Consider the following 26,755-nt stretch of genomic DNA (forward strand, 5'->3'; position numbering starts at 1 on the left):
AAGCACTCAGACCAAAGGCCCTAAGTCACTCAACGTTCGCTACTAAATAGCAGCTATAGAAAGGTAATGTGATGTTAGAAACTATTAGCCTAGTATTGGTCTGGGTGAGTACCCGTGCTTTTTTATGGATTGCGCTCGGCATTGCTTGGTTTGCTTGGCGACAGCTGCGCCAAGCGCCACCCACGCTACTGGGTAGCTTACTGCTCCCTACATTATTTATTGGCAGTTTGGCCATCCATTTTTTGATTTCTAAGCCCCTGTTTATTGATCTGCCAAAGCAGCAGCAATACCTAGCCGAACACGGTATCCCTACCAAAGGCTGCATTTACTCCGTGCAAGATACATCGGTTTATGTCAACCGTATGCCGATGCTAAAAATTACGCTGGATTATCATTTTAAAGGTCAAGACTATCGAACCGAGCTCAAACAAATTACTCCGCATTCCGCGTTAGCTGAGATCAAAAGAGGCGAGTGTTTTTTACTGTTAGTCGATCCAAAAGATCCAACCAGTATTCGCTTTCACTAAAAGCCTCACTTTAACTGGAGTCTCCAGCACAGTTATCCAATAAAAAACCGAGGATTACCCTCGGTTTTTTATTGTTGTTTTAACTTTGAGAGCTAATCGTTCTCACGTACGGTAATGCCACGACTTTTCAAATAAGCTTTGGCTTCAGGAATTGTGTGCTCACCAAAGTGGAAAATACTAGCCGCTAACACTGCATCGGCTTTGCCTTCCAAAATACCTTCGGCAAGGTGCTCAAGATTACCTACGCCACCTGAAGCAATCACCGGAATATTGACGGCTTCGCTAACAGCACGGGTCACGCCTAGATCAAAGCCATTTTTCATACCATCTTGGTCCATGCTAGTGAGTAAGATCTCGCCTGCACCGTAGCTTTCCATCTTTTGCGCCCACTCCACGGCATCTAAACCAGTAGGTTTACGTCCACCGTGAGTGAATATTTCCCAGCGTGGGATTTCGCCCTCAGCTGAAACCTTCTTGGCATCAATCGCCACCACAATCGACTGCGAACCAAAGTGTTCAGCAGCTTCTTTGACAAACTCTGGATTAAATACCGCAGCTGAATTAATTGAAACCTTATCCGCTCCCGCATTCAGCAGCTTACGAATATCTTCAACCGTGCGCACGCCACCGCCTACAGTCAGCGGAATAAAAACCTGGCTAGCCATGCGCTCAACGGTTTGCAGCATGGTGTCACGGCCTTCAACGGTCGCAGTAATATCCAAAAAGGTGATTTCATCAGCACCTTGCTCGTTATAACGGCGGGCAATTTCTACTGGATCACCCGCATCACGGATGTTCTCAAATTTTACGCCTTTCACTACTCGGCCATTTTCTACGTCTAAACACGGAATAATTCGTTTAGCCAACGCCATGCTTGCGCTCCTCGGCAATTTTTAACGATAAAAAAGCCCTCACTTAACGAGGGCTTAAACTACTTTACTTAAACTGATCGCACAGTTGTTGTGCTTCGGCAACATCTAAGGTGCCTTCATAGATCGCCCGGCCCGTAATCGCGCCCATAATACCCGGAGCACGCGCATCTAATAGTGCTTGAATATCACCCAAATTATGAATGCCACCCGAGGCAATCACTGGAATTTTGGTGGCATTAGCTAAGGCCGCCGTGGCCTCAACATTACAACCTTGCATCATGCCATCTTTGGCAATATCAGTATAAACAATGGATGACACGCCATCGCTTTCAAACTTTTTGGCCAGATCAATCACTTGTAATTCACTGACCTCCGCCCAGCCATCAGTGGCAACAAAACCGTCTTTAGCATCCAAGCCAACAATCACTTTACCCGGGAACGCTTTACAGGCTTCGGCCACAAATTCTGGCTCTTTCACCGCTTTAGTGCCGATAATCACATAACTCACCCCGGCGCGCACATAGTGCTCAATGGTCTCAAGGGTACGAATCCCGCCACCAATTTGAATCGGCAAGTTGGGATAACGCTGAGCAATCGCAGTAACCACTTCACCATTAACCGGCTCGCCTTCAAAGGCACCATTTAAGTCGACTAAATGCAGACGACGGCACCCTGCATCAACCCATTTCGCGGCCATGCTCACCGGATCATCAGAAAACACCGTAGAGTCTTCCATACGACCCTGACGCAAACGCACACAAGCGCCATCTTTTAAATCAATTGCCGGAATAATTAACATCTTAAGTACTCAATAAATAAATTTAATAGCGGCCATCCCAACGGATGAAATTCTGTAATAGCTGTAAACCTGGCTGCTGGCTTTTTTCTGGATGAAACTGCACCGCAAATCGCGAGCCAGCAGCGACTGCTGCAGCAAAGTCTACGCCATAGTGAGTTCGGCCAGCGACTTGCTTAGGCTGTGCGGCTTGCACATGAAAGCTATGCACAAAATAAAAACGTGCCTGATCAGGAATTAAATGCCACAGGGGATGGGCAAGGGTTTGCTCAACTTGGCTCCAGCCCATATGTGGTACTTTTAAGCGCTCACCTAGCTCTTCAATGGGCTGAAACTGTTCAACTGTGCCTTGAAATAGCGCCAAGCCCTCGACCCCTTGATTCTCTGCACTGCGCTCGAACAACGCCTGCATGCCAACACAAATCCCCAAAAAAGGACGGTCTTGGCTCACTTCATGAATCAATTGATCAAAGCCTAAACGCTTAATTTCCGCCATGCAGTCACGAATTGCCCCCACACCGGGAAACACTACCCGATCCGCCTCACGGATGACTTGGCTATCGCTGCTCACAAGCACTCGATGGGCGCCAACGTTTTCTAGCGCCTTAGCCACCGAGTGCAAGTTGCCCATGCCGTAATCAATTACGGCAACGGTTTGCATCAAAGGCTACCTTTAGTTGACGGCATACGACCTTCCATCCGCGGATCTAACTCAATTGCCATCCGCAGGGCACGACCAAAAGCCTTAAACACAGTTTCAATCTGGTGGTGAGTGTTGGCGCCGCGTAGGTTATCAATATGCAAAGTCACCTGGGCATGATTGACGAAACCTTGAAAGAACTCTTGGAATAAATCCACATCAAAACCACCCACTAGCGCACGGGTGTAAGGTACATTCATGTATAAACCTGGACGACCAGAAAAATCTAGCGCCACGCGGGATAATGACTCATCCATGGGCACATAGGAGTGGCCATAACGGGTAATCCCTTTTTTATCACCAATCGCTTTAGCAAAAGCTTGGCCTAGGGTAATCCCCACATCCTCAACGGTATGGTGATCGTCAATATGTAAGTCACCATTACAATGAATATCTAAGTCGATAAGGCCATGACGAGCAATCTGATCGAGCATGTGCTCCATAAAAGGCACACCAATGTCAAAACGTCCTTCACCGGTTCCATCAAGGTTAATAGTTACCTTAACCTGAGTTTCTAAGGTATTACGTTCAACTGAAACTTTACGCTCGGTCATTTTTTGCTCCATCACCAAGGCTTTTAACTAAAGCCATTTCGTTGAAAACGCTTTTTTTAAGCGTAATGCGTCGTTATCGCTCAAAGCTTAACGTTTTTAATTAAGCTCGCATTATAAGCAGCAATCCATGCTACGGCTACCGCTGTGCAGCGTTGAGGTTTACACTAGCCTGAGTTTTTAAGGAGCACCCATGCCTGTTTACATTGAAACCCTAACCCAACCCAGTGCCCAAGACCTGCAAGATCTAACCGATCTGTACCAAGAGCAAGCCACCACACTGCTGCAGCCCTTTACCAGTGTTAAGCAGCTAATTGAACACGCTCTGCAGCAGCAACAACTAAGGGTCTGCCGTTTTAATGGTCGCCTATTAGGTGCGGGGATTGTGCAACAGCAAGCGCAGCGCTGGTTAGTGTCACACCTGTGCGTACGCCAACTGACTTGGCGCCGTGGCGTAGCGAAGCGTTTACTGGAAGTTCTACAACAACAAAGTGAACAGCAGGCGGTTAAATTGGTATTTATAGTGCCAAAAGATGAGCAGATTATGCGTAACTATGCCTTGCGCCATCAATTAGACATCCTTGAGAATGATTAACTAAGGCTAACTCTGAGGTTAAAACGTGAAATCCATCGGTAAGTTTATTGCTGCATTTTTATTATTTTTACTGCTCTTACTGATCGCAGCGGGTTTTGCGTTAACCCACTTTGTCGACCCCAATAGTTACAAAGCACAACTGCAACAACTGGCGCGGGATAAGGGCAAAGTTGAGCTTGAGCTCAATGGTGATATTGGCTGGAGCCTTTTTCCATGGTTAGGGTTAGAACTCACTGACACCCGCATTGCCTCATTGGACACACCAGACAAACCCTTTGCCGATGTTAAACTGTTAGCGCTCTCGGTACGGGTATTACCGCTGCTAAAAAAAGAAGTACAAATGAGCGATGTGCGCCTGGATGGACTCAATCTTGAGCTCTACCGCGACGCCGATGGCATTGGTAACTGGGAATACATTGGTAAAACTCTAGAAGAAATTGCCACCCATAAAGCCCAGCATAAACAGCGCTTACTAGCCAAACAGCAGCCAGAGCACGCCTCTGATAATACAACAGCTGCCGTTGAATCACGCCTCAAACCACTACGACTGGATATTGATAGCTTGATTATCAATAGCGCGCGAATTAGCTATCAAGATCAGCAAACAGGCCAACAGTTTGTCACTGAAAACCTACAAATTACTACCGGAGCTATTCGCGAAGACACTCAATTTCCAGTCAAGTTTTCTGGTTTTACCAGTGTCCAGCAGCCTAATTTACGCACCCGCTTTGCTGGTACTGCCGATGCTACTATTGATCGCTCGAATCAGCGCTACCTAGTGGAAAACCTGCAACTAGAAAGTGACCTAACCGGTGAGCTGCTACTAGATAAACCTCTGACAGTATTGGCCCGAGGTAATTTAAGCTATCAGGCTGATCAAGCCGCCGCTAGCTGGGAGCAACTACGCCTCACTCTCAACCAACTAAAAGTTTCTGGAGAACTGGCGCTTACCCAGCTCAAAACAGCGCCTACGCTTAATGGCTCGCTAAATATTCCAACCTTTAATGCCCAAGATTTTTTACGCAGTATTGGTCGCCCCTTACCGACCACCCTTGCACCTACGGCTTTTAGCCAAGTGAGTTTGTTCGGCAAGCTACAAGGAACCTATCCTGAGTTTAGCGCCACGGATTTAACCTTAGCGCTAGATAACACCCAGCTTACTGGCAGTATCAGCTATTTACCAAGTAGCGAGCAGCCCAACTTAACTCTCTCACTCCAAGGCGATCAGCTTAATCTTGATCAGTACTTACTAAGCCAAACTAATCCAGCTAATGCCGAGCGCCAACAAGCAATTCAACAGCAACTAGAAAACACTCCTAGCGCTGCTGCTATCAATTCAACAGCGGCACCTGCGACTGCCGCGGCTTATCACTGGGACTCCCAGAGTGTACTGCCCATCCATAGTTTAGCGGCATTGGATTTAAAGGCAGATCTGCAACTGGGTAGCCTGACTTACCAACAGTTGCCATTGAAAAATCTCAATCTGCAAGCAACGGCTAAACACAACATTGTTAACCTTGAGCAATTTTATGCGCAACTTTTTGGTGGCAGCTTAACCGCCAGTGCTAGCCTCAACCAGCAAGCAGAAATCCCACAACTTAAGCTGCAATCCAAAATTGTTCACCTGCCGTTAGAGCCTGTATTAACTGCCCTCAATAAACCAGTGACGCTGACCGGTAATTTAGATAACTCGGCCACCTTGAGCACCCAAGGCAGTAGCCAGCAACAGTGGATCAAACAGTTACAAGGTCAGTACAGCTTCGAGCTGCATAATGGCCAGTTACGCGATACCAACCTCGATCAGCAGCTGTGCTTAGGCATTGCCGCGCTTAATCGCAAAACCCCCAGCAAATTGGCTTCTACCCAGCAACACACCGCATTTAATCAGATCAGCGGTAGCCTGCAAATTAAACAGGGCATTGCCCATAGCCAAAATGTAGTCGTTAGCCTGCCCGGCTTAAAAGCCAACGGCAAAGGCGATGTGGATTTAAATCAGCTCACATTGAACTATCAACTAGGCCTTAAGCTGTTAGGCGATCAACGCCCTATGCCGGATCCAGCTTGCCAGGTTAATCCACGAATTGCTGCAATTGAGTGGCCATTTCATTGTCAAGGCCCGCTCGAGTTAGCAGCCAAATCCTGTCGCTTTGATCAAGAACGACTCGGCCATTTGCTGAAACAATCAGCCAGCCAGGAGCTAAGTCACAAACTACAACAGCAGCTAGATAAAAAATTAAAAGATAAAGCGCCACCCGAGCTGCAAGAGGCGCTTAAAGGGTTATTTAAGTGAGTAAAGGCTTCGACTTTGCCCAAGCTGTTTTGGCTTGGTATGACCTGCATGGACGCAAGCATTTACCTTGGCAGCAAGAGGTAACCCCTTATCGGGTCTGGGTATCTGAGGTCATGCTGCAGCAGACCCAGGTCAGTACAGTGCTTGGCTACTTTAGCCGTTTTATGCAGCAGTTTCCCAATGTAGAAGCGCTGGCAGCAGCCGATGAGGATGAGGTGCTACACCTGTGGACGGGATTAGGTTACTACTCGCGCGCGCGCAACTTACACAAAACCGCTCAATTAATTGTTACTAACTATGCTGGAGTTTTTCCACAAACACTGGCGGAACTAGAGGCTTTACCCGGCATTGGCCGCTCCACCGCTGGCGCTATTTTAAGTTTAAGCATGCAAATTCGTGCACCCATTTTAGATGGCAATGTAAAACGGGTATTAGCCCGCTTTAGTGCACAATCTGGTTATCCTGGCCAAGCCAGCGTCGCCAAGCAACTGTGGGCACTGGCCGAACAGCTAACCCCACAGCAGCGGGTGCATCACTATACCCAAGCCATGATGGATCTAGGCGCTACGCTCTGCACTCGCAGCCAGCCTGATTGCTTAGCCTGCCCACTACATAGCCATTGTTTAGCTTACCAACGGGGTACGCCCACAGCGTTTCCTGAGCCCAAGCCGAAAAAACAAAATCCCAGTAAGCACACCCATATGCTGCTCTTTGTTAATCCGCAGCAACAAGTCTTGCTTTATCGCCGCCCTTCAACAGGGTTATGGGGCGGGCTATGGAGCCTGCCAGAATTAGAGCAGTTATCCCAGCTAAGTAGCTTTGCTCAACGGCAGCAACTGACCCTGTTAGATCAAGGCACAGCCTTGCCTCCTATTAAACATGTGTTTAGCCATTTTCAGCTGCTAATTCAGCCGCAGTTGATTCATGTGCAACAGCATCCAGCAGTAGCCGAAGCAGACTGGCTTTGGTATAACCCCAAGCAAGCAGCTCGTCTTGGCTTTGCTGCACCGGTTAAAAAATTGTTAAAACAAACCTTTAAACAGCTTGGAGAAACTCAATGACTCGCATGGTTCAATGCCGTAAGCACCACAAACAATTACCAGGTCTAGCCCGAGCGCCTTTTCCAGGTGCAAAAGGCGAGGATTTATTCAATAATATTTCTCAGCAAGCTTGGGATGAATGGCAAGCCCATCAAACCATGATTATTAACGAGCGCCACCTGAACATGATGAATGCCGAAGACCGAAAATTCTTAATGGCAGAAATGGATAAGTTCTTCTCTGGTGAAGAGTTTGCTCAGGCAGAAGGCTATGTTCCACCTACTGCTTAAGCTAAAAACAGCGGTATTTTGCAATTATTTAAGATTTTCTTAAATAAAGGGTTGACAGCCAAAAGGTTTTACTATTAAATACCGCTCCATTGCCTTGGTAGCTCAGTCGGTAGAGCAGAGGATTGAAAATCCTCGTGTCGGCGGTTCGATTCCGTCCCAAGGCACCATATTTCAAAGCCCGCATTTAGTTTCGCGGGTTTTTAGTTTTACACAGGGGCGTCGCCAAGCGGTAAGGCAGCAGGTTTTGATCCTGCCATGCGTTGGTTCGAATCCAGCCGCCCCTGCCATTATTAAATTTTTAGCCAGCATTTTAGCTGGCTTTTTTTTGCCTTAAATTTGACCTGAATAAAACCTCCTCGATCGAACAACCAGTCAAAAAAAGTAACCTCTCTAACTTTTCATGCTAGAAAGGCTACCTATCCATTAACTTGGTAAAGATAAACCTTATCTACGGCTTAAAGGGCTGTGGACGTGGAGTATCGGCATTTGAGGGTGGTAAAATAGGTAATTGTAACTGCGGCTGCTCACCAGTTAAGGTTTTCAAAAAAGCTGTAATATCTGCAATTTCTGGCTCTTCAAGTTTACGTCCCAACTGCAAACGCGCCATTACATCCACTGCTTCCTCTAATGTCCAATAAGCCCCATCATGAAAGTAAGGATACGTTAACTCCACATTACGCAGTGTCGGTACTTTAAACTTGAATCGATCTAAATCATTTCCAGTTAGCCCTGCAACCCCCTCAGCAGGGTTCTTAGTCTGATATTCCTCTACTAAGCCCATCTTCTGAAAAGATGTCCCCCCTACAGCAGGTCCACTATGGCAAGCAATACAACCAACACTTTTGAATAATTCATAGCCACTTTTCTCTTGCGCTGTAATGGCCTGATCGTCTCCTTTCAACCACAGATCAAAACGTGAATTAGGCGTAACCAAGGTCTCTTCAAAAGCAGCAATTGCATCTGTCACATAGTCAATTGTAACTTTTTTATCTTGATACACCTTTTCAAAGTTAGCCACATACTGTGGAATCGATTGCAATACCTCAACGGCTAATTCATGTGTAAACCCCATCTCAATAGGGTTAGCGATTGGTCCGCCAGCTTGCTCTTTCAAAGTTTTAGCACGCCCATCCCAAAACTGAGCCACATTCATACTTGAGTTTAAAACTGTGGGGGAGTTAATTGGCCCTTGCTGCCAATTATGACCAATTGAAGAAGGTAAATTATCACTACCGCCCATACTAAGATTGTGACAAGAATTACAGGAGATAAACCCTGACTTAGATAAGCGCGGATCAAAAAACAACTGCTTACCTAAAGCTACTTTATCTGGATTTTCTATAACTACCGGCTCAATAGGTTGAATTGGCTCATTATTACGCGCTGATGCTAGGGAACTAGCACTAAAAGCAATACTGATCGCTAGCAATGTAAGACGAAACATAGTTAACCTTTCCTCAACAATTAATACACATCCATTGTCGAGAACAAAACTAACGATGCATTGCTCAATATCAATTGACCCTTATTTTTATAAGGTTAAATCTATGCGCATGGTCTAGGCACTAATAACGACCACAGCAAACCCCACGCCAACGCCGCTGCACCAAACCAGAACGCACTTTGCAAAGTCCCCCCTGCATCCAACCATAACCGAGTTAACCAAGGACCAGTCAACTGAGTAAAGCCATACAGGGCGACTAACGCTGCAGATAGTTTGGGCCCTTGATGGGGGTGTAAGCTGCGGGCTAAGCGTTGGGTTAAGAGTACTGTGCCTAAGAATGTATTACCCACCAGTAGCGCACAAAGCACAATGCCAACTGGACCTGGCAATAAAATCACCGCTAACACCCCTAGCAGCTGCACAGCGTAGTTTAAGCGCAAGGCAGGCTCATCGCCAAGACTTGCTCCTAAACGGTTCCACAACCACGCTGCAGGCAAGGTAGACAAGGCCACCAATAACCAGCTGCCATCAATCAGTAAGTGATTCTGCTCTAACAATAAGCGCGCCAGCATCGGTAAAAAGGTCATGGGCAAGATATAACCTAATCCAGCACCGGCATACGATAAAAATAGCGGAATACTAGCGCGGTCAAACAGCACCACCTTACCTTGCTTATTTTTTGGCGCACTGGCAACAGGAATCTCCTGCACCTCAATTAAGCTCAGCTGCCGCCAGCCCCAAACCGCCATCGGCAGCGCCAATAACGCCGCTGGCCACCAGCGCTCAGCGCCCTGCAACCAAGGTGCTGGCAAGCTTACTGCAAGGCTCGAAATAATCAGCCCAGCACCTACCCCTAAATACACTAAGCCGCTTAACGCCGCCTTGCCGCGGCTGTTTAGCCATTCAAGGATCAGTGAAGGCACCTGCACAAACACAATGCCATTGGTGATGCCATTAATTAAGCGCAGTAGCGTTAACCAACCCACTGTTTCGGCTTGGGTTTGCGCGAACGTAGATAACACACTAAAGCCCACTGCCCACGGCAGAAACAGCTTAATTTTATCTAGGCTATACCAGCGCATCGCAATTAAGGCGCCCAGTAAATAACCGACATAATTCCAAGTGGCGATATTAGCCCCCTGCTGCAAAGTCAGCAGCCCATCATCCACTAAACGCGGCAACATTGGGGTATAAATAAAGCGCCCTAAGGTGTGCACCACCAGCAACAGTAAAGCACCAGCAAGCAATGTGCGGCCCAAGGTTAATTTAGCGGAGAACATAGCGTTCCTTAGAAAAATAGATCGAGCGCACAGTCTGCTACGGTTTATTCCTGCATGGTATAGCGATTAGTCGTAGAACTATCTTTTTAAACTAGCACCCAAGGTCTCGTCTAATCTGCTGCAGTAACTCAGCTGCAGGCAAGGCTTGAGCTAAGCTGGCCGCTTGCCCTGCCCAAAAGGCTGAAAACTCATAGTTACTAGCAGCACTGGCAGCGGCCTGCAATGCTTTAGCCGCGCTATAGGCAATGGGATAATCAGGCAGATCAGTTGCATCCTGTAAAGCGAGTTCAGTATGCCAGCGATTAACCAAACCACGCGCTGGCCGCCCAGAAATTAGCGCACTGACCTCAGTTGGCACTTCGGCGGCATTGGTTAACGCGGCACGATAGGCTGCGCTGGCCGATGACTCGGGACATAAAACAAAGGCGGTACCCATTTGTACCGCTACTGCACCCAGCTGCAAAGCGGCTCGGATACCTTGCGCATTCATCACGCCACCGGCTGCAATTAAGGGTAACTGCGTCACCTCGGCTAATCGCTGCACTAAAGCAAAGGTGCCTAAGCGCTGATCCTTGGTCGGCTCAAATACCCCGCGATGCCCACCGGCTTCAAAGCCTTGTGCGACAATAAAATCAATGCCGGCTCGCTCAATTAGCTGCGCTTCTGCAACACAGGTTGCTGTGGCCAACAGCTGGGTGCCCTGCTGCTTAAGCGCATCAATAAAAGCCTGACTAGGCAAGCCAAAATGAAAGCTCACCACTTCAGGGCGCTCATCTAGCAGCATTTCAAGCATCGCTTGATGACCAAAAAAACTTTGATAGCCCGCACTTATATGAGTCGGTACAGGTGCAGCAAACTCAGCAAAGTAAGGCGCTAACCGCTGTAACCAACGCTGCTCACGCGCAGCCGCAGGTTGCTCTGGCTGATGACAAAAAAAGTTATAGTTAACTGGCTTAGTGGTTAGTTCGCGGGTTGCCTGAATTAATTGACGTGCCTGCGCAACCGTACTACCGCCTAGGCCCAAAGAGCCCAAACCACCGGCATTACACACTGCTGCGGCAAGTTGTGGGGTAGAAGTCCCTACCATAGGTGCTTGAATAATGGGCAGTTCAGCCCCTAAAGCGGCTAAGCCCTGAGCTTTAAATCCCATAGTAGTGACTCCTCTTGCACTGACTCAAGGTTGATGACTCTGTTACTGACGCACACCTTCAACAGACAAAGTCAGATAAACTGTTTCAGCGGCTGGGCCCAATTGCGCCTTGATGCCAAAATCAGCCAGCTTTAACTCGGTAGTTCCTTCAAAACCAGCACGATAGCCACCCCAAGGGTCATCACCAGCGCCAATAAACTGCGCCTTAATCGTCACTGGCTGCGTTACTCCATTGAGAGTTAAATCACCCACAATATCCGCCGTACCTTCACCGGTTTCCAGCACTTGTGTTGACACAAAGCTTGCTTCAGGGTGTTTGCTGGTGTTTAAAAAATCAGCGGCCCGTAAGTGCTTATCACGCTCGGCATGATTAGAGTCGATACTGGCCGTTTTGATTTTAACCTGTACTTGACTGGCTTCTGGCTGTGCCGGATCGTAACTAAAACTGCCATCAAAATCTTTAAAAGTACCGTAAAGCCAGCTATAACCTAGATGGCTGATTTTAAAATTAATAAAGGCATGTTGACCTTCTTTATCAATTTGATAATCGGCTGCGCTGGCTTGCTGTGCAACCAGCAAACTAGACGCAAGCAAAGTGGTGGCAAAAAGCTTTTTAAGCATGGTCGTTCCTCTTAGTTAGATTTGCCTAGCATGCGGCTAAGCGTTGCATCGCGATCAATCAGATGATGTTTAATCGCCGCCAGTGCGTGCAATGCTGCTAATACAATCACACTCCAAGCTGCGTATAAATGTACAGTTCCGGCAATATCTGCCTGATTAGGCAAACCGCTGATTAATACCGGCCAATCAAAGAGCCCAAAAAAACTAATCGGGCGCCCATCAGCAGTCGAAATTAAATAGCCAGAAATTAACACCGTAAATAGCCCTAGATATAAAAGCCCCTGCACTGCTTTGGCAAGGATCAACTCCCAACGTTGGTGGGTTGCTATCGGGGCGGTTCGCGGTTGACGAACTCGCCAAATCAGCCGCAGTAGCATCAGTAATAACAGTAAACTGCCAAAGCTTTTATGAAGATCAGGTGCCGTGCGATACCAGCTGTCGTAATAGCTCAGTCCTGTCATCCACAGCCCCAAGGCAAAGAGCCCAATTACCATCAGCGCGACCAGCCAATGTAAGGTAATGGTTAACCTATCGTAACCCGCCGCCTGTTTTGTATGCGCCATATTTAATCCTTCAGTGCTTTATTAGGGTTCAAGCGTTAATCAACAGCCATAAAAAATCCGAGCGTAGACTCGGATTTTTTTATTAAGAGCAATGGTTGCTTAGCAGTGCTCAAACAAACCACTTTGACTAACGCTTTAAACGATTAGTCGACCAGTTTTAAGGTGCCATTCATCATGGCAAAGTGGCCTGGGAACGAGCAGAAATAAGAGTACTCTTCATCTGCTGCTAACTTACTCACATCAAAGGTTACGCTGGTTTCTTCACCGCCACCTACAACTTCAGTGTGAGCCAGAACCCGCTCATCAGCATCATTTACGTAGTTTTTCTCAGCACCCTGTGCCATACCTTCTTGGGCAACGGCTTGATAATCAGCAGTTTTTGATAATACCCAGTTATGGCCCATGGTTGAGGCAGGTAATTTACCTACGTGCTTGAGGTTAACAGTAAACTTCTCACAGCTTTTTTTAACATCAATATGAGAAGTATCCCAAGTCATAGCGTCAGTGGCTTCAATTGTTACTGCACAGTCATCGGCAAATGCAGGCACAGCTAGAGCAGTGAATACAGTTGCCACAGCTAGTTTACGGATCATAATAATCTCCTTGCCTCGTATAGTACTTTATATAAAAGATAGCGCATCAATTAAGAATGCATATCGTTATTGTAACAGACTCTAGAACCAGTAAATTTATCCGTACCCTTTTGAAACATTTTAGATCTGAGCTTGCAAGTAATTCTGTAATCCGATTTTTTCAATCAAACCTAACTGCTTTTCTAGCCAATAGGTGTGGTCTTCTTCAGTATCGCGCAATTGTGCTAACAACATATCCCGTGACACAAAATCACCATGCTGCTCACACAGTTGCATAGCCGCTGTTAGGTTTTTTTGCACTTCATATTCCAATGCCAAATCTTTACGCAGCATTTCTGGGACATCAGCCCCAGGAGTAAAGGCATGGGGACGCATATCAGGCGTGCCCTCTAAAAATAAAATACGGCGCAAAATAGCATCTGCGTGCTGGGTTTCTTCTTCCATTTCATGGTTAATCCGCTCATACAGCTTAGATAAACCAAAATCTTCGTAATAACGTGAATGAATAAAATACTGATCACGTGCCGCTAGCTCGCCACGCAATAATTCGACGAGACACGCCACTACTTCTGGATGTCCTTGCATAATAGCTACCCTCTCATGTTGTATCACTGTCTAGACTCAAGCATTGACTATCGGTTCAGCTTGATTGACCGCTTGCTAAAAGTAAACAGCCCGCATCATGGCGGGCTGTTTGCAGCATTACTTGGTTTTAGCGTAAAGCTCACCACTGGCGTAGCGCTGGTACATTTTTTCTAAAGAGATCGGCTTAATTTTATCCGCCTGTCCTGCTGCACCAAAGGCTTCGTAGCGAGCAATACAGATATCGCGCATGGCCGTTACGGTTTCGCCAAAGAACTTACGTGGGTCAAACTCGCTAGGGTTGTGCGCCATGTAACGACGCATCGCCCCGGTCGAGGCTAAACGTAAGTCCGTATCAATATTGACTTTACGCACACCGTGCTTGATTCCTTCAACGATTTCTTCAACCGGTACACCGTAGGTTTCTTTAATATCGCCACCGTATTCGTTGATAATCGCTAACCACTCTTGTGGCACTGAGCTCGAACCGTGCATCACTAAGTGAGTATCTGGAATACGCTTATGGATTTCTTTAATCCGCTCGATGGCTAAAGTGTCGCCGGTAGGTGGTTTAGTAAACTTGTACGCCCCATGGCTCGTACCAATGGCAATAGCCAAGGCATCAACCTGGGTTTTACGCACAAAGTCAGCGGCTTCTTCAGGGTCAGTTAGCATTTGCTCAAGATCCAGCACACCTTCTGCGCCGATGCCATCTTCTTCACCGGCCATACCGGTTTCTAAACTGCCTAAGCAACCCAGCTCACCTTCCACTGAAACACCACAGGCATGCGCCATTTCTACTGTGCGGCGAGTAACTTCAACGTTGTACTCGTAGGTGGTCGGGGTTTTACCGTCTTCACCTAAAGAGCCATCCATCATCACTGAAGAGAAGCCCAGCTGAATGGAACGCTGGCACACATCAGGACTGGTACCGTGGTCTTGGTGCATACATACCGGAATATGCGGAAACTCTTCAATGGCAGCCAAAATTAAGTGACGTAAAAACGGAGCACCCGCATACTTACGCGCCCCAGCTGAGGCCTGCACAATCACGGGTGAGTTTGTTTTATCAGCCGCTTCCATGATGGCGCGCATCTGCTCTAAGTTGTTAACGTTGAATGCTGGTAGGCCGTAACTAAATTCGGCAGCATGATCCAGCAATTGACGCATGCTGATAAGAGCCATAATGTTCTCCCATTGGGTCGTTAATTCTTAAATCCTGCGTCAGTATAACTGACGCAGTTAATCTGTTTTACGCCTTAGCGCGTTGTTCTAAAATTTCTACTGCCGGTAAGACTTTGCCTTCAACAAATTCTAAGAACGCGCCACCACCGGTTGAAATATACGAAATATTTTGTGCGACATTATACTTATCAATCGCGGCTAAGGTGTCACCGCCACCAGCAATTGAGAATGCTGAACTCTGGGCAATGGCTTCTGCTAGCACCTTAGTACCGTTACCAAACTGATCAAACTCAAATACGCCAACCGGGCCGTTCCATAAAATGGTACCGGAGCTTTTGAGCAGCTCAGCAAAGCTGGCTGCAGTTTCTGGACCAATATCTAAGATCATATCGTCAGCTGCCACATCAGCTACCGCTTTAACCGTAGCCTCTGCATCTGCAGCAAAAGCTTTCGCTACCACTACGTCTACCGGCAAGGGCACGCTGACCTTCGCAGCAATCGCTTTGGCAGTTTCTACTAGCTCAGCTTCATATAACGACTTGCCTACCGGATAACCCGCAGCCGCTAAGAAAGTGTTGGCAATACCACCACCCACAATCAATTGATCACAGATTTCCGCCAAACTATTGAGCACATCTAACTTAGTAGATACTTTTGAGCCAGCTACAATCGCTGCCATCGGCTGCGCCGGTTGATCTAAAGCCTTACCTAATGCCTCAAGTTCAGCAGCTAACAAAGGACCGGCACAGGCCACTTTCGCGAACTTTGCCACTCCGTGGGTTGAACCTTGAGCACGATGCGCCGTGCCAAATGCATCCATCACAAAAACATCACACAGGGCGGCATATTGCTGAGCCAACTCATCAGTATTTTTCTTTTCACCGAGGTTAAAACGCACGTTTTCTAGCAAAACAATTTCGCCGGGCTTAACTTCCACACCCTCTAAATAGTCACGCACTAAGGGGACTTCACGACCTAACGCCGTGGATAAGTACTCAGCCACCGGGGCTAAGCTATTTTCTTGACTAAACTGTCCTTCTTCAGGACGACCTAAGTGTGAGCAGACCAGAACCGCAGCACCCTGCTCAAGGGCTAAACGAATGGTCGGCAATGAAGCTAAAATCCGTGCATCACTTTGTACTTTGCCGTCTTTTACTGGCACGTTTAAGTCTTCACGAATCAATACTCGCTGACCTTTTAGATCAACGTCAGTCATTTTTAAAACAGTCATAGTCAGTCCTTGTATGGGCTGGAAGTAGAGGGTGAAAGTGCTAATAAATACTCGGCAACATCGAGCATACGGTTGGCAAAGCCCCATTCATTATCAAACCACACCAGCAAGTTCACCAAATGTCCGCCAGACACCTGAGTTTGGCTGGCATCAATAATGGCTGAATGGGGGTCATGATTAAAATCACAACTGGCGTGGGGTAATTCGGTATAACCCAGCAGCCCTTGCAGCGGGCCTTGTTGGGAAGCAGCAAACAGCAACTGATTAAGCTGCTGCACGCTTGTGGCCTGTTTCACCTGCAAAGTAATATCTAGGCAAGAAACGTTGACCGTGGGCACACGCAATGCTTTGCATTGCACGCGACCGGTTAAACTTGGGAGCAATCGCTCAATGCCACGGGCTAATCCGGTGGATACTGGAATAATCGACTGAAACGCTGAGCGAGTGCGGCGTAAATCTTCATGGTGATAGGCATCGATAACCGGCTGATCATTCATCGCCGAATGAATCGTGGTAATAATTGCCTGCTCGATACCTAGCTGCTGCTCCAGCAATTGCAATACAGGTACGCTGCAATTGGTGGTGCAAGAAGCATTAGAAATCAGGGTTTCCGCCCCAGTTAACTGCTGGTGATTAACCCCATACACAATGGTGGCATCCACATCGGCGGCGCTTTGCATCGGTTGTGAAAACAATACCTTAGGCGCGCCAGCCGTAATAAAACGCTGGCCTTGCTCGCGGGTAGTGTATTGGCCAGAACACTCCAGCAATAAATCAATGCCTAATCCAGCCCAGTCAATCGCTTCCGGCTGCGCTTGACGCAATACCTGGGTGCAGACCCCATTGATATGCAAGCAATCACCTTCAACTCGCACTTCGCCAGGAAAACGGCCGTGGGTTGAATCAAAGCGAGTCAGATACTCAATACTGGCTTGGTCTGCGAGATCATTGATCGCAACAATCTCAATCGCCCGACCCTGCGCCTGTTCATAGAGCGCACGTAAGGTGCAGCGACCAATTCGACCGTACCCATTGATGGCAACTTTGAATAGATTGTTGTGCATTTGATCTCTACTTAAAGCAGTAGACCTAGCGCTGGGCTAGGTCTACAAAACGGATTTAGTCTTCCAGCAATTCAGCAGCCGTGCTTAGCACATTATCTAAGGTGAAACCAAACACCTCAAATAACTGCCCTGCCGGTGCGGACTCACCGTAAGAGTGCATACCAATTACGCGGCCATCAAGGCCCACATATTTGTACCAGTAGTCTGCATGAGCGGCTTCAATGGCAATTCGTGCGCCCACTTCAATCGGTAATACCGACTGCTTGTACTCAGCACTTTGCGCATCAAACACGCTGGTGCACGGCATGGATACCACTCGCACCTTGCGCCCTTGCTCAGTCAGAGCTTGATAAGCCTGGACTGCTAAGCCCACCTCAGAACCAGTGGCAATTAAAATAAGCTCAGGCTCACCTTGGCAATCCCGCAGAATATAACCACCTTGCTCAATCGCAGCAATTTGCTGCTCGCTACGTGCTTGATGATCTAAGTTCTGGCGACTAAAAATCAGTGCACTTGGGCCATGCTGACGCTCTAATGCATATTTCCACGCCACCGCAGACTCAACTGCATCAGCTGGACGCCAAGTGTCTAAGTTAGGCGTCGTACGTAAGCTAGCTAACTGCTCAATTGGCTGGTGAGTTGGACCATCCTCACCTAGACCGATAGAGTCGTGGGTGAATACGTACAACACCCGCTGCTTCATTAATGCTGACATACGCACCGCATTGCGCGCGTACTCCATAAACATTAAGAAGGTCGCACCGTAAGGAATTAAGCCACCATGTAGGGCAATACCGTTCATAATGGCGCTCATACCAAACTCACGCACGCCATAGAACACGTAGTTGCCCGTAGCATCGTCCGCAGTAACCCCTTTACAGCCAGACCATAACGTTAGGTTAGAACCCGCTAAGTCGGCTGAGCCGCCAAGCAACTCAGGTAATAACGGGCCATAGGCATTTAAACTATTTTGGCTGGCTTTACGGCTAGCAATGCTTTCACCTTTGGCTACCACTTCGGCAATGTAAGCGGCGGCTTTATCAGCAAAATCAGCTGGCAGATCACCAGCCATGCGGCGCTTAAATTCAGCGGCTAACTCAGGGTATTCCACCGCATAAGCTGCGAAACGCTGATTCCACTCATCTTCTGCGGCTTGACCTTTGGCTTTGGCGTCCCACTCTTCGTAAAGGCGAGTGGGTACTTCAAACGGGCCATATTCCCAGCCCAATTCTTTTTTGGTCAGCTCAATTTCTTCTAAACCAAGGGGTGCACCATGGCTGCTTTCTGAGCCCGCTTTATTTGGCGAGCCGAAACCAATGGTGGTTTTACAGCAAATTAAGGTCGGTTTATCGCTTTCGCGCGCGGCTTCTAAGGCCACTTCGAGCTCATCGGCGTTGTGACCATCCACATTGCGGATCACATGCCAGCCGTAGGATTCAAAGCGACGCGGCGTATCATCACTAAACCAACCAGTCACCTGGCCATCAATCGAGATGCCGTTATCGTCATAGAAAGCGGTCAGTTTGTTTAAACCTAAAGTACCTGCCAGTGAACACACTTCATGGGAAATACCTTCCATCATGCAGCCATCACCTAAAAACACGTAGGTTTGGTGATCAACGATGTCATGGCCGTCACGGTTAAACTGCGCCGCCATAATTTTTTCTGCCAGCGCAAAACCTACGGCATTGGCAATTCCTTGCCCCAGCGGTCCCGTAGTGGTTTCAACGCCTGGGGTGTAACCCAATTCAGGGTGACCTGGGGTGCGGCTGTTAAGCTGGCGGAAGTTTTTCAAATCATCCAGGGTCACGTCGTACCCGGTGAGATGCAATAAAGAGTAAATCAGCATAGAGCCATGTCCATTGGACAGGACAAAACGATCACGATCGACCCAGTGTGGGTTGTTCGGATTATGTTTTAACTGGCCATGCCATAACACCTCGGCAATGTCCGCCATGCCCATTGGGGCACCCGGATGGCCGCTGTTGGCTTTTTGCACGGCATCCATACTCAGTGCACGAATGGCATTGGCTCGCTCGCGACGGCTAGGCATCGGTGAATCTCCTGGAATCTAAATACGGTAAAGCGCCTATTTTCGCCCACCCAGCCCTTCTGGGCAATGGCTAAATACGTTCTGCGGGTTTTCTCGCCAGTTATCCCAGCCGCTACCTTAATTTAAAGTCGCTCAATCGCTAGTTAGCGGCCTTGCCTTAGGCGTCCGCGCTAAGCAATAAACATCTACTCTGGTAGCGCCTGCCGCCAATAATAGGCGGGCCAGTTTTTGCACACTGGCGCCCGTTGTCATGACATCATCCAAAACCGCAATATGCCGCTGCTGAATACTAGGCGCTCGGGCTGACATAATACTAAAGCTACCCGCCACATTCATTTTACGTTGCGCTGCAGATAACTGTTGCTGAGCTGTTTTATCCGTGCGCTGAATAAAACGCGCCGCATACAACGGCAACTGTAAACTAGCGGCTAACCACTGAGCCATTAACTGTGCCTGATTAAATCCTCGTTTGCGTAACCGTGCTCTAGACAGTGGCATGGCCAGCAACAGATCCGGTGGCGTTAACCCCAAATCATAACGATAGGCTAACTCCCTCGCTAATAACTGGGTTAATAATTGCCCCAATGGCCATGCCCGCTGGTGTTTAAAACGTGCAATAGCGGTATCTATTGGAAAATCAAATACTAGCGGCGCCACCACCTGCTGAAATACAAAACCTTCGGTGACACAATCTGGACAGGCCGCATCAAGTGCCACATAGGGCAAGCCACACACAGTGCACGCTACGGTATTCCATGGCAGCTCTTCTTCACAGGGTTCGCACAGGGCATACCTATTGTGGCTACTAGCTAAACACAAGCTACAGGTTTGCCGAGCGGCACAGTAAGCCAAAACCTTGGTTAACCACGAATTAAACTGCATGTTTAAGTCCTTTTATCACCAGTAACCGCCATTCCTAGCGGCTTAGATCAGGGATTAACAACCGCCAACCACCCAACTAGTAAACCTTTAGCATTACCTATAGTTGACAACTTTCAGCTTCTAGTTGAGTATTTAGCCATTCGCCCACTTTTTCTAGGGCCACTTAATAAGAAGGAAAGCCCATGAGCGCCGTACACTCTTCCGTGACTCGCCACGACTGGCAACATGATCAAGTTAAAGCCTTATTTGAACTACCGTTCAATGATTTACTGTTTAAAGCCCAGAGCGTGCATCGCCAGCATTTTGATCCCAATCGAGTGCAAGTTTCTACCCTGCTTTCGATTAAGACTGGGGCCTGCCCTGAAGACTGCAAGTACTGCCCACAATCAGGTCATTACAACACCGGTCTCGATAAAGAAAAGCTGATGGAAGTACAGAAGGTACTAGAAGAGGCGAAGCGTGCCAAAGAGTTAGGCTCAACCCGCTTTTGCATGGGCGCGGCATGGAAACATCCATCGGCTAAAGACATGCCCTATGTTCTAGAAATGGTCAAAGGCGTAAAAGCCATGGGCCTTGAAACCTGTATGACCCTGGGTAAGTTAACCAAAGAGCAAACTGCCGAGCTGGCCCAAGCAGGGTTGGATTATTACAACCATAACCTTGATACCTCGCCCGAGTTTTACGGCAATATTATTACCACCCGCACTTACTCTGATCGTTTAGAGACCCTCAGTTATGTACGCGATGCGGGAATGAAAATCTGTTCTGGCGGTATTTTAGGACTAGGTGAAACCCTCAATGATCGCATTGGCTTACTGTTGCAGCTAGCTAACTTACCTGAGCACCCTGAAAGTGTGCCGATTAATATGTTAGTTAAGGTAGAAGGCACACCTCTAGCGGATGAAAAAGAAGTGGATCCTTTTGATTTTATTCGTATGTTGGCGGTCGCCCGAATCATGATGCCAAAATCTCACGTACGTCTTTCAGCTGGCCGTGAGCAAATGAACGAGCAAACTCAAGCCCTAGCATTTTTTGCCGGTGCTAACTCGATTTTCTATGGTGAGAAACTGCTCACCACCGGTAACCCCCAAGCCGATAAAGACATGCTGTTATTTAAGCGCTTAGGTATTCAACCAGAAGCCCGTGAAGAGCATGACGATGAAGTCCATCAAGCAGCTATTGAGCAAGCCTTAATCGAGCAGCGAGACTCACAGTTCTTCTATGACGCAGCCCAAACCCACTAGCAGCAACCCTTAGCTGTAGTGTTTTAAGGTAGAGCGTAGCCAGTACGCTCTACCGCCTGCCTTATTTTTCGCATACCGCAGGTTGTCACCTTGTTTCGGTAACCACCCATGAGTTTTAATTTATCCGCGCGCCTCGCTGTCCGTCGCGCTGAGCACCTGTATCGCAGCCGTCCTTTACTGCAAAGCCCACAAGCGCCTGAAGTCATTGTCGATGGCCAAGCCTGCTTAGCCTTTTGTTCCAATGATTACTTGGGGCTGGCCAATCATCCTGAAGTGATTGCCGCCATGCAACAAGGTGCGGCGCGCTGGGGCGTAGGCGGTGGCGCCTCCCATTTAGTCATTGGCCACAGTGAACCCCACCATCAATTAGAGCTAGCACTGGCGAAATTTACTGGCCGTGAACGGGCACTGTTAATGTCTACCGGCTACATGGCTAACTTAGCAGCAGTCACCGCCTTAGTCGGACAAGGGGATACGGTATTACATGATCGCCTCAATCATGCCTCATTGTTAGATGCTGGTATGTTGTCGGGCGCTCGTTTTACTCGCTATTTACATAATGATTTAGCCAGCCTCGAACAACGCTTAAGCAAAGCCACAGGCAATCGACTGATTGTGACCGATGGCGTATTCAGTATGGATGGTGATCTGGCGCCGCTGCCTGAAATCTGCCAACTCGCCCAGCAACATAATGCTTGGGTGATGGTCGATGATGCCCACGGCTTTGGCCCACTCGGTGCTAGCGGCGGTGGCTGCGTAGAGCAAATGGGCTTAACCCAAACACAAGTGCCAGTGCTAGTCGGCACGCTAGGTAAGGCCTTTGGTAGTTCAGGTGCTTTTATTGCCGGCAGCGAAGAACTAATTGAAACCCTGATTCAGTTTGCTAGGCCCTATATTTACACCACCAGTCAGCCACCGGCGGTGGCTTGCGCCAGCCTCAAAAGCTTGGAATTAATTCAAACCGAAGGCTGGCGGCGCGAGCATTTAAACCAACTCATTGCGCAATTTCGTGCAACTTTAATTGCAGCAAATATCCCGTTGATGAACAGCCACACGCCAATTCAGCCGGTAGTGGTAGGCGATAGCGCGCAAGCGATGCAACTCTCGGCAAAACTACGCGAACAAGGAATTATTGTTGGAGCAATTCGACCGCCTACGGTTCCGGCCGGCAGCGCCCGCTTACGCATTACCTTGACCGCTGCCCACACCACAGAACAGGTGCAACGCGTGACTGATGCGCTAATTAAAGCCTGGCACGAGGTGATGCATGCTTAATCTGGTTTTATTGCCAGGCTGGGGTATTAGCGCAGACTGCTTACAGCCACTAGCCGAAGCACTACAGCAACGGCTCCCCAAAGCACAGCTACAGATTTTACCGTTGCCGCGGTTCACTCAGCCTAATCTCGCTCACGCACTGACCGAGTTGCAGGAGCAACTTCCCAGTACACCTTGGCTGATTGGATGGTCACTCGGCGGCATGCTGGCGTTACAGCTCACCCAACAGCTGCCGATAGCGGGAGTAATCACCATCGCCAGTAATGCGTGCTTTACTCAACGCCCAGACTGGCCATGGGCGATGGCGCAAGAAGATTTTGCTGCCTTTCAGCAAGGCTGCGCAGCGCAACTTACCAGCACCCTCAAGCGCTTTAGCTTACTGTGCAGCCAAGGCGCTGATAACCCACGCCAACTGGCTAAACAGTTACTGCCATTTAAGCAAACCCCCGAGCAAGCCAGCCATGGCTTAGGCCTGTTGCAGCAACTTGATAACCGTCAATTATTGGCGCAATTAGCCGTACCACAGCTACACATCTTGGCCCAACAGGATGCCCTAGTGCCCTTGGCTTGCAGTAGCGCTCTGCAACAACTCGCTCATCAGGCGCACATCGCTACTTTTAATGGCAGCCATGCCTTAGTGATGGAGCAGCCAGCAGCCTTAGCCACACGCATGGCACATTTTATACGGGAGGCAGATGATGCTGAGTAAGCCTTTACCTCTGAGCCAACCTGCTACTCGGCCCGATAAGCGCTTAGTCGCAGAGTCTTTTTCCAATGCGGCGGCCACCTACGACAGCGTGGCTACCTTGCAACGCCAAGTCGGTGAATACCTGTTAAAACTGCTACCAAATCCACTCCCAACTGCTCACCAAATCACCGACCTTGGCTGCGGTACCGGCTACTTTACCCGCCTCCTGCGCCAGCAATATCAACCACAACAACTGCAAGCGGTCGATCTGGCCCAAGGCATGCTGCACTTTGCTAAGCAGCAACAGAGTGCTGACTTTTACATTGCGGGTGATGCCGAACAATTGCCTTTGGCCAATGCAAGCCAACAGCTGATTTTTAGTAGTTTGGCACTACAGTGGTGCGATGATTTTGCCCAGGTGCTCAGTGAAGCCAAGCGTGTACTGCAACCGGGTGGATTATTCGCCTTTAGCAGTTTGGCTGAAGGGACTCTACACGAGCTTAAACACAGCTGGCGGGCGGTAGATGATGCAGTACATGTGAATAACTTTCGTTGTTTTAGTCAGTACCAAGCACTTTGTAATCACAGTGGTTTTAAAATTCAAAGTTTGCAGTGCCTGCCCACGGTGCAGTATTACGCTAAATTATCGGAACTGACCCACGAGCTTAAGCACCTTGGGGCTAATAATCTGAATGCCGGACGCAATAACGGACTAACTGGCCGAAAACAGCTACACACACTCATTCACGCCTACGAAACTTTTCGTCAAGCCCAAGGCTTACCTGCTACTTGGCAAGTGGTGTACGGCGTTTTAGAAAAAGAAGGTTAACCATGCAACAGGCTTATTTTATTGCCGGCACCGATACTGATGTCGGTAAAACCAGTATCGCTGCAGGTCTACTGGCTGCCGCGCGACAACAAGGCAAATCGACCTTAGCCATTAAACCGGTCGCCTCGGGCTGCGAGCTCACAGCAGAAGGATTACGCAACAGTGATGCCCTTGCTTTACAAGCTGAATCCAGCCTGCAACTACCCTACTCAGCAATTAATCCCTTTGCCTTTGCCCCTGCGATTGCACCGCATATTGCAGCAGTCGAAGCGGGGGTAAAGTTGTCGGTAGCCGCTTTAGTACCACCAATTCAACAGGTATTAGCCCACTCTGCTGACTTTACCCTGGTTGAGGGTGCAGGCGGCTGGCGTGTGCCCTTATCTGAGCAAGAACTGTTGTCAGATTTAGCGAAAGCACTACAGATTCCAGTGATCTTAGTAGTCGGTGTACGCTTAGGCTGCATCAGCCACGCTTTACTCACGGCCGAAGCAATCGAGGCCGATAGTTTACCCTTGGCCGGCTGGGTGGCCAATGTGATTGATCCTCACACCTCACGCTTAACGCAAAACCTTGAGACCCTTAAACAACTCATGCCAGCTCCCTGCTTAGGGATAGTGCCCTTTACCCAGCCTTATTCAGCCGCGGCCGTTGCTCCCTATTTGCAATTGCCGCCAATTTAATTAGCTGCTTACTAAGAGGATTAGGCTGATAGTCAAACTTACACTGACTAATCAGCGCATTTGCTCTATATTTTGCATTGCGGTTAATTGGCTATGAGTTTGCTATGCGTATTATTCCCTATCACGAATCCCTCACCTGCGAGTTTAAAAGTGACCGCTGGTTGCTGCCGCTCAATACTTTGATTGAGGCGGTGATCTGCATGGCTAATGGTTCGGGTGGAGCCATTTATTTGGGCGTGGAAGATAATGGTCTGATCAGTGGTTTGCATCCACAGCATCGCGATTTGCAGCAATTAGAACGCCTGGTTTGCCAGTACACCTTGCCGCACTTGGTAGTTAAGATTGAGCCGCTGTTACAAGACAGTTTAGTGATCGCGCAGATTCAGATTCCGATTAGCTCTGTGCCCATTGCCACCATTGATGGCCGCTACAAACGTCGCCAATTACAACCCAATGGCGAGCCAGAATGCGTTAAATACCGCCCGACCCCAGCCGAATTACAGCGTGCACCTGCACGCTGTGTGCTCGACTATTAAGCCAATAGCTCACTGAGCGGATAAAAGGCCAATAGATCATTGACCTCACAGACACTGTGCTCAGGTAATACCACCAAACCCTCAGCCCAGACCATACTACTGAGCACTCCCGAGCACTGATTGCTAAATAACTCAGCTTTACCATTCACTAAACGCGCGCGCAAAAATTCACGGCGATTACCTGCCTGCTTAATCGAAAAATTTACTGGTACATAAAACGCCTGCGGCATGACCTGCTGCACGCCTAAGCGACGCAAAATATAAGGACGGGTTAGCAGCGCAAAGGTGACTGCACTAGAGGTTGGATTACCTGGCAGCCCAATTACAGGCACCTTTCGATAATGGCCAAAGGTAAAAGGTTTACCTGGCTTCAGCGCCAGCTTCCACATGACCAACTCGCCTTCTTCACGCAGCACCTTGCCTAAAAAGTCGGCATCACCAACCGATACGCCGCCTGTGGTTAAGATTAAATCGACGTTGGTAAGTTGCTCGAGTTGTTGCCGCGTGCGCACTAAATCATCGGGGATCACCCCCAGATCCTGGACCAAGCAACCTAAACGCTCAAGCCAAGGCTTTAATAGATAGCGATTACTATTGTAAATCTGCCCTGGTTGCAGTGCCTGTCCCGGCTCGGCTAATTCATCGCCGGTGGATAACAGTGCTACCTGCAATGGCCGATACACGCACACTTGCTCCGCCCCTAAGCTAGCAATTTGCCCAAGCGCTAAGGCAGTTAAACGCTCACCCGCAGCTAACATCACTTGTCCTGTTTGACACTCTTGCCCTTGCGGGCGCACAAACTGCTGGAGCGGCACAGCCTTGGTAAACTCGGCCTGCTGCCCATCAGCTTGCACATTTTCTTGCATCTCTACTGCATCCGCCCCTTCAGGCAAGGGCGCACCAGTAAAGATTCGGGCACAGCTTCCCGCAGCAAGTGGCTCTGGCATCCGCCCGGCATAAATCACTTGGCTTATGGGTAAACGCGTACCGGCTTGCACCTCAGCTGAGCGCACCGCATAGCCATCCATCGAACTATTAGGCCAAGGCGGTAAACACATCGGCGCCAGCACCGGCTCAGCTAATACACGGCCTAGGGCTTCTGTTGCCGCCAGCCACTCAGTAGCCAAGCGTGGCGCTTGATCGGCCCAAGCAATCAGCTGCTCTAAAGCAGAATCAACAGCTAATAAGCCCATG

General features: G+C 48.6%; 28 protein-coding genes and 2 tRNA genes. 13 read left to right on the plus strand and 17 right to left on the minus strand.

Features of this window, described 5'->3' with window-relative positions; genetic code table 11:
* The first annotated feature begins 71 nt into the window (after nt 1–71).
* Nucleotides 72–527: a hypothetical protein gene (locus AKN87_RS08045; RefSeq protein WP_053103092.1), complete on the plus strand. Its 456-nt coding sequence runs from the start codon at nt 72–74 to the stop codon at nt 525–527.
* A 92-nt stretch (nt 528–619) separates the two neighbouring features.
* Here the strand turns inward: AKN87_RS08045 and hisF are convergent, their stop codons facing one another.
* The 4 genes from hisF to hisB form a co-directional block, all read right to left on the minus strand.
* The gene (gene hisF / locus AKN87_RS08050) at nt 620–1,399 is read right to left on the minus strand and encodes an imidazole glycerol phosphate synthase subunit HisF (RefSeq protein ID WP_053103093.1); all 780 of its coding nucleotides are present in this window, start codon (nt 1,397–1,399) and stop codon (nt 620–622) included.
* A gap of 64 nt (nt 1,400–1,463) precedes the next feature.
* Nucleotides 1,464–2,198 carry a 1-(5-phosphoribosyl)-5-[(5-phosphoribosylamino)methylideneamino]imidazole-4-carboxamide isomerase gene (gene hisA, locus AKN87_RS08055; protein WP_053100631.1) on the minus strand — a complete coding sequence of 245 codons (735 nt, stop codon included), beginning with the start codon at nt 2,196–2,198 and terminating at the stop codon, nt 1,464–1,466.
* 22 nt (nt 2,199–2,220) lie between these two features.
* Entirely contained in the window at nt 2,221–2,856 is a 636-nt protein-coding gene (hisH, locus tag AKN87_RS08060) for an imidazole glycerol phosphate synthase subunit HisH (protein WP_053103094.1), read from the minus strand.
* On the minus strand, nt 2,856–3,449 hold the full coding sequence (gene hisB, locus AKN87_RS08065) for an imidazoleglycerol-phosphate dehydratase HisB (RefSeq protein ID WP_053100633.1): 594 nt from the start codon (nt 3,447–3,449) through the stop codon (nt 2,856–2,858). The genes hisH and hisB overlap by 1 nt, the downstream gene beginning before the upstream one ends.
* 190 nt (nt 3,450–3,639) lie before the next feature.
* On the opposite strand from hisB, the gene AKN87_RS08070 reads away from it, so the two are divergent.
* The 6 genes from AKN87_RS08070 (at nt 3,640) to AKN87_RS08095 (ending at nt 7,948) form a co-directional block, all read left to right on the plus strand.
* Nucleotides 3,640–4,041, plus strand: coding sequence for an acetyl-CoA sensor PanZ family protein (locus AKN87_RS08070; protein ID WP_053100634.1), 402 nt, complete (start codon nt 3,640–3,642; stop codon nt 4,039–4,041).
* A gap of 25 nt (nt 4,042–4,066) precedes the next feature.
* On the plus strand, nt 4,067–6,331 hold the full coding sequence (locus tag AKN87_RS08075; protein ID WP_053103095.1) for an AsmA family protein: 2,265 nt from the start codon (nt 4,067–4,069) through the stop codon (nt 6,329–6,331).
* Entirely contained in the window at nt 6,328–7,392 is a 1,065-nt protein-coding gene (gene mutY / locus AKN87_RS08080; protein WP_053103096.1) for an A/G-specific adenine glycosylase, read from the plus strand. The genes AKN87_RS08075 and mutY overlap by 4 nt, the downstream gene beginning before the upstream one ends.
* On the plus strand, nt 7,389–7,661 hold the full coding sequence (locus AKN87_RS08085) for an oxidative damage protection protein (protein WP_053100637.1): 273 nt from the start codon (nt 7,389–7,391) through the stop codon (nt 7,659–7,661). The genes mutY and AKN87_RS08085 overlap by 4 nt, the downstream gene beginning before the upstream one ends.
* A gap of 91 nt (nt 7,662–7,752) precedes the next feature.
* Nucleotides 7,753–7,828: transfer RNA gene (locus AKN87_RS08090), tRNA-Phe, on the plus strand.
* 45 nt (nt 7,829–7,873) lie between these two features.
* A tRNA-Gln gene (locus AKN87_RS08095) sits at nt 7,874–7,948 on the plus strand.
* A 161-nt stretch (nt 7,949–8,109) separates the two neighbouring features.
* Here AKN87_RS08095 and AKN87_RS08100 read toward each other — a convergent pair.
* The 12 genes from AKN87_RS08100 to AKN87_RS08155 all read right to left on the minus strand — a co-directional run bounded on the left by AKN87_RS08100 (nt 8,110) and on the right by AKN87_RS08155 (nt 20,309).
* Nucleotides 8,110–9,105 carry a cytochrome-c peroxidase gene (locus AKN87_RS08100; protein ID WP_053103097.1) on the minus strand — a complete coding sequence of 332 codons (996 nt, stop codon included), beginning with the start codon at nt 9,103–9,105 and terminating at the stop codon, nt 8,110–8,112.
* A gap of 101 nt (nt 9,106–9,206) precedes the next feature.
* On the minus strand, nt 9,207–10,385 hold the full coding sequence (locus AKN87_RS08105; protein ID WP_053103098.1) for a YbfB/YjiJ family MFS transporter: 1,179 nt from the start codon (nt 10,383–10,385) through the stop codon (nt 9,207–9,209).
* Between the two features lie 91 nt (nt 10,386–10,476).
* Entirely contained in the window at nt 10,477–11,535 is a 1,059-nt protein-coding gene (locus AKN87_RS08110) for an NAD(P)H-dependent flavin oxidoreductase (protein WP_053103099.1), read from the minus strand.
* A 42-nt stretch (nt 11,536–11,577) separates the two neighbouring features.
* Nucleotides 11,578–12,156 (minus strand): YceI family protein, encoded by a 579-nt coding sequence (locus tag AKN87_RS08115; RefSeq protein ID WP_053103100.1) that lies wholly within the window; start codon nt 12,154–12,156, stop codon nt 11,578–11,580.
* A gap of 11 nt (nt 12,157–12,167) precedes the next feature.
* Entirely contained in the window at nt 12,168–12,719 is a 552-nt protein-coding gene (locus AKN87_RS08120; RefSeq protein WP_053100642.1) for a cytochrome b, read from the minus strand.
* Nucleotides 12,720–12,862: 143 nt separating this feature from the next.
* Nucleotides 12,863–13,312 carry an azurin gene (azu, locus tag AKN87_RS08125; RefSeq protein WP_053103101.1) on the minus strand — a complete coding sequence of 150 codons (450 nt, stop codon included), beginning with the start codon at nt 13,310–13,312 and terminating at the stop codon, nt 12,863–12,865.
* Nucleotides 13,313–13,432: 120 nt separating this feature from the next.
* Nucleotides 13,433–13,897, minus strand: coding sequence for a bacterioferritin (bfr, locus tag AKN87_RS08130; protein WP_053100644.1), 465 nt, complete (start codon nt 13,895–13,897; stop codon nt 13,433–13,435).
* A 117-nt stretch (nt 13,898–14,014) separates the two neighbouring features.
* Nucleotides 14,015–15,079: a class II fructose-bisphosphate aldolase gene (gene fba, locus AKN87_RS08135; RefSeq protein ID WP_053100645.1), complete on the minus strand. Its 1,065-nt coding sequence runs from the start codon at nt 15,077–15,079 to the stop codon at nt 14,015–14,017.
* Nucleotides 15,080–15,146: 67 nt separating this feature from the next.
* Entirely contained in the window at nt 15,147–16,310 is a 1,164-nt protein-coding gene (locus tag AKN87_RS08140) for a phosphoglycerate kinase (RefSeq protein WP_053100646.1), read from the minus strand.
* Between the two features lie 2 nt (nt 16,311–16,312).
* The gene (gene epd / locus AKN87_RS08145; RefSeq protein WP_053103102.1) at nt 16,313–17,374 is read right to left on the minus strand and encodes an erythrose-4-phosphate dehydrogenase; all 1,062 of its coding nucleotides are present in this window, start codon (nt 17,372–17,374) and stop codon (nt 16,313–16,315) included.
* Nucleotides 17,375–17,429: 55 nt separating this feature from the next.
* Nucleotides 17,430–19,427, minus strand: a complete 1,998-nt coding sequence (gene tkt / locus AKN87_RS08150; RefSeq protein ID WP_053103103.1) for a transketolase — start codon at nt 19,425–19,427, stop codon at nt 17,430–17,432.
* A 132-nt stretch (nt 19,428–19,559) separates the two neighbouring features.
* Nucleotides 19,560–20,309 (minus strand): ComF family protein, encoded by a 750-nt coding sequence (locus AKN87_RS08155; RefSeq protein ID WP_053103104.1) that lies wholly within the window; start codon nt 20,307–20,309, stop codon nt 19,560–19,562.
* Nucleotides 20,310–20,491: 182 nt separating this feature from the next.
* Here AKN87_RS08155 and bioB point away from each other — a divergent pair, with 182 nt between their 5' ends.
* The 6 genes from bioB to AKN87_RS08185 all read left to right on the plus strand — a co-directional run bounded on the left by bioB (nt 20,492) and on the right by AKN87_RS08185 (nt 25,561).
* Nucleotides 20,492–21,553: a biotin synthase BioB gene (bioB, locus tag AKN87_RS08160; protein ID WP_053103105.1), complete on the plus strand. Its 1,062-nt coding sequence runs from the start codon at nt 20,492–20,494 to the stop codon at nt 21,551–21,553.
* A 108-nt stretch (nt 21,554–21,661) separates the two neighbouring features.
* Nucleotides 21,662–22,828, plus strand: a complete 1,167-nt coding sequence (gene bioF / locus AKN87_RS08165) for an 8-amino-7-oxononanoate synthase (RefSeq protein WP_053103106.1) — start codon at nt 21,662–21,664, stop codon at nt 22,826–22,828.
* Nucleotides 22,821–23,537, plus strand: a complete 717-nt coding sequence (locus AKN87_RS08170) for an alpha/beta fold hydrolase (protein ID WP_053103107.1) — start codon at nt 22,821–22,823, stop codon at nt 23,535–23,537. Before bioF ends, AKN87_RS08170 begins: the two co-directional genes overlap by 8 nt.
* Nucleotides 23,524–24,345, plus strand: coding sequence for a malonyl-ACP O-methyltransferase BioC (gene bioC / locus AKN87_RS08175; protein WP_231692598.1), 822 nt, complete (start codon nt 23,524–23,526; stop codon nt 24,343–24,345). The genes AKN87_RS08170 and bioC overlap by 14 nt, the downstream gene beginning before the upstream one ends.
* Before the next feature lie 2 nt (nt 24,346–24,347).
* Nucleotides 24,348–25,025, plus strand: a complete 678-nt coding sequence (gene bioD / locus AKN87_RS08180) for a dethiobiotin synthase (RefSeq protein ID WP_053103109.1) — start codon at nt 24,348–24,350, stop codon at nt 25,023–25,025.
* Nucleotides 25,026–25,129: 104 nt separating this feature from the next.
* Nucleotides 25,130–25,561, plus strand: coding sequence for an ATP-binding protein (locus tag AKN87_RS08185; RefSeq protein WP_053103110.1), 432 nt, complete (start codon nt 25,130–25,132; stop codon nt 25,559–25,561).
* Here the strand turns inward: AKN87_RS08185 and AKN87_RS08190 are convergent.
* Nucleotides 25,558–26,754, minus strand: a complete 1,197-nt coding sequence (locus tag AKN87_RS08190) for a molybdopterin molybdotransferase MoeA (protein ID WP_053103111.1) — start codon at nt 26,752–26,754, stop codon at nt 25,558–25,560. The two genes, AKN87_RS08185 and AKN87_RS08190, sit on opposite strands and share 4 nt — an antisense overlap.
* Between the last annotated feature and the right edge of the window lies 1 nt (nt 26,755).

Source organism: Thiopseudomonas alkaliphila (genome assembly GCF_001267175.1).
Lineage (GTDB): Bacteria > Pseudomonadota > Gammaproteobacteria > Pseudomonadales > Pseudomonadaceae > Oblitimonas > Oblitimonas alkaliphila.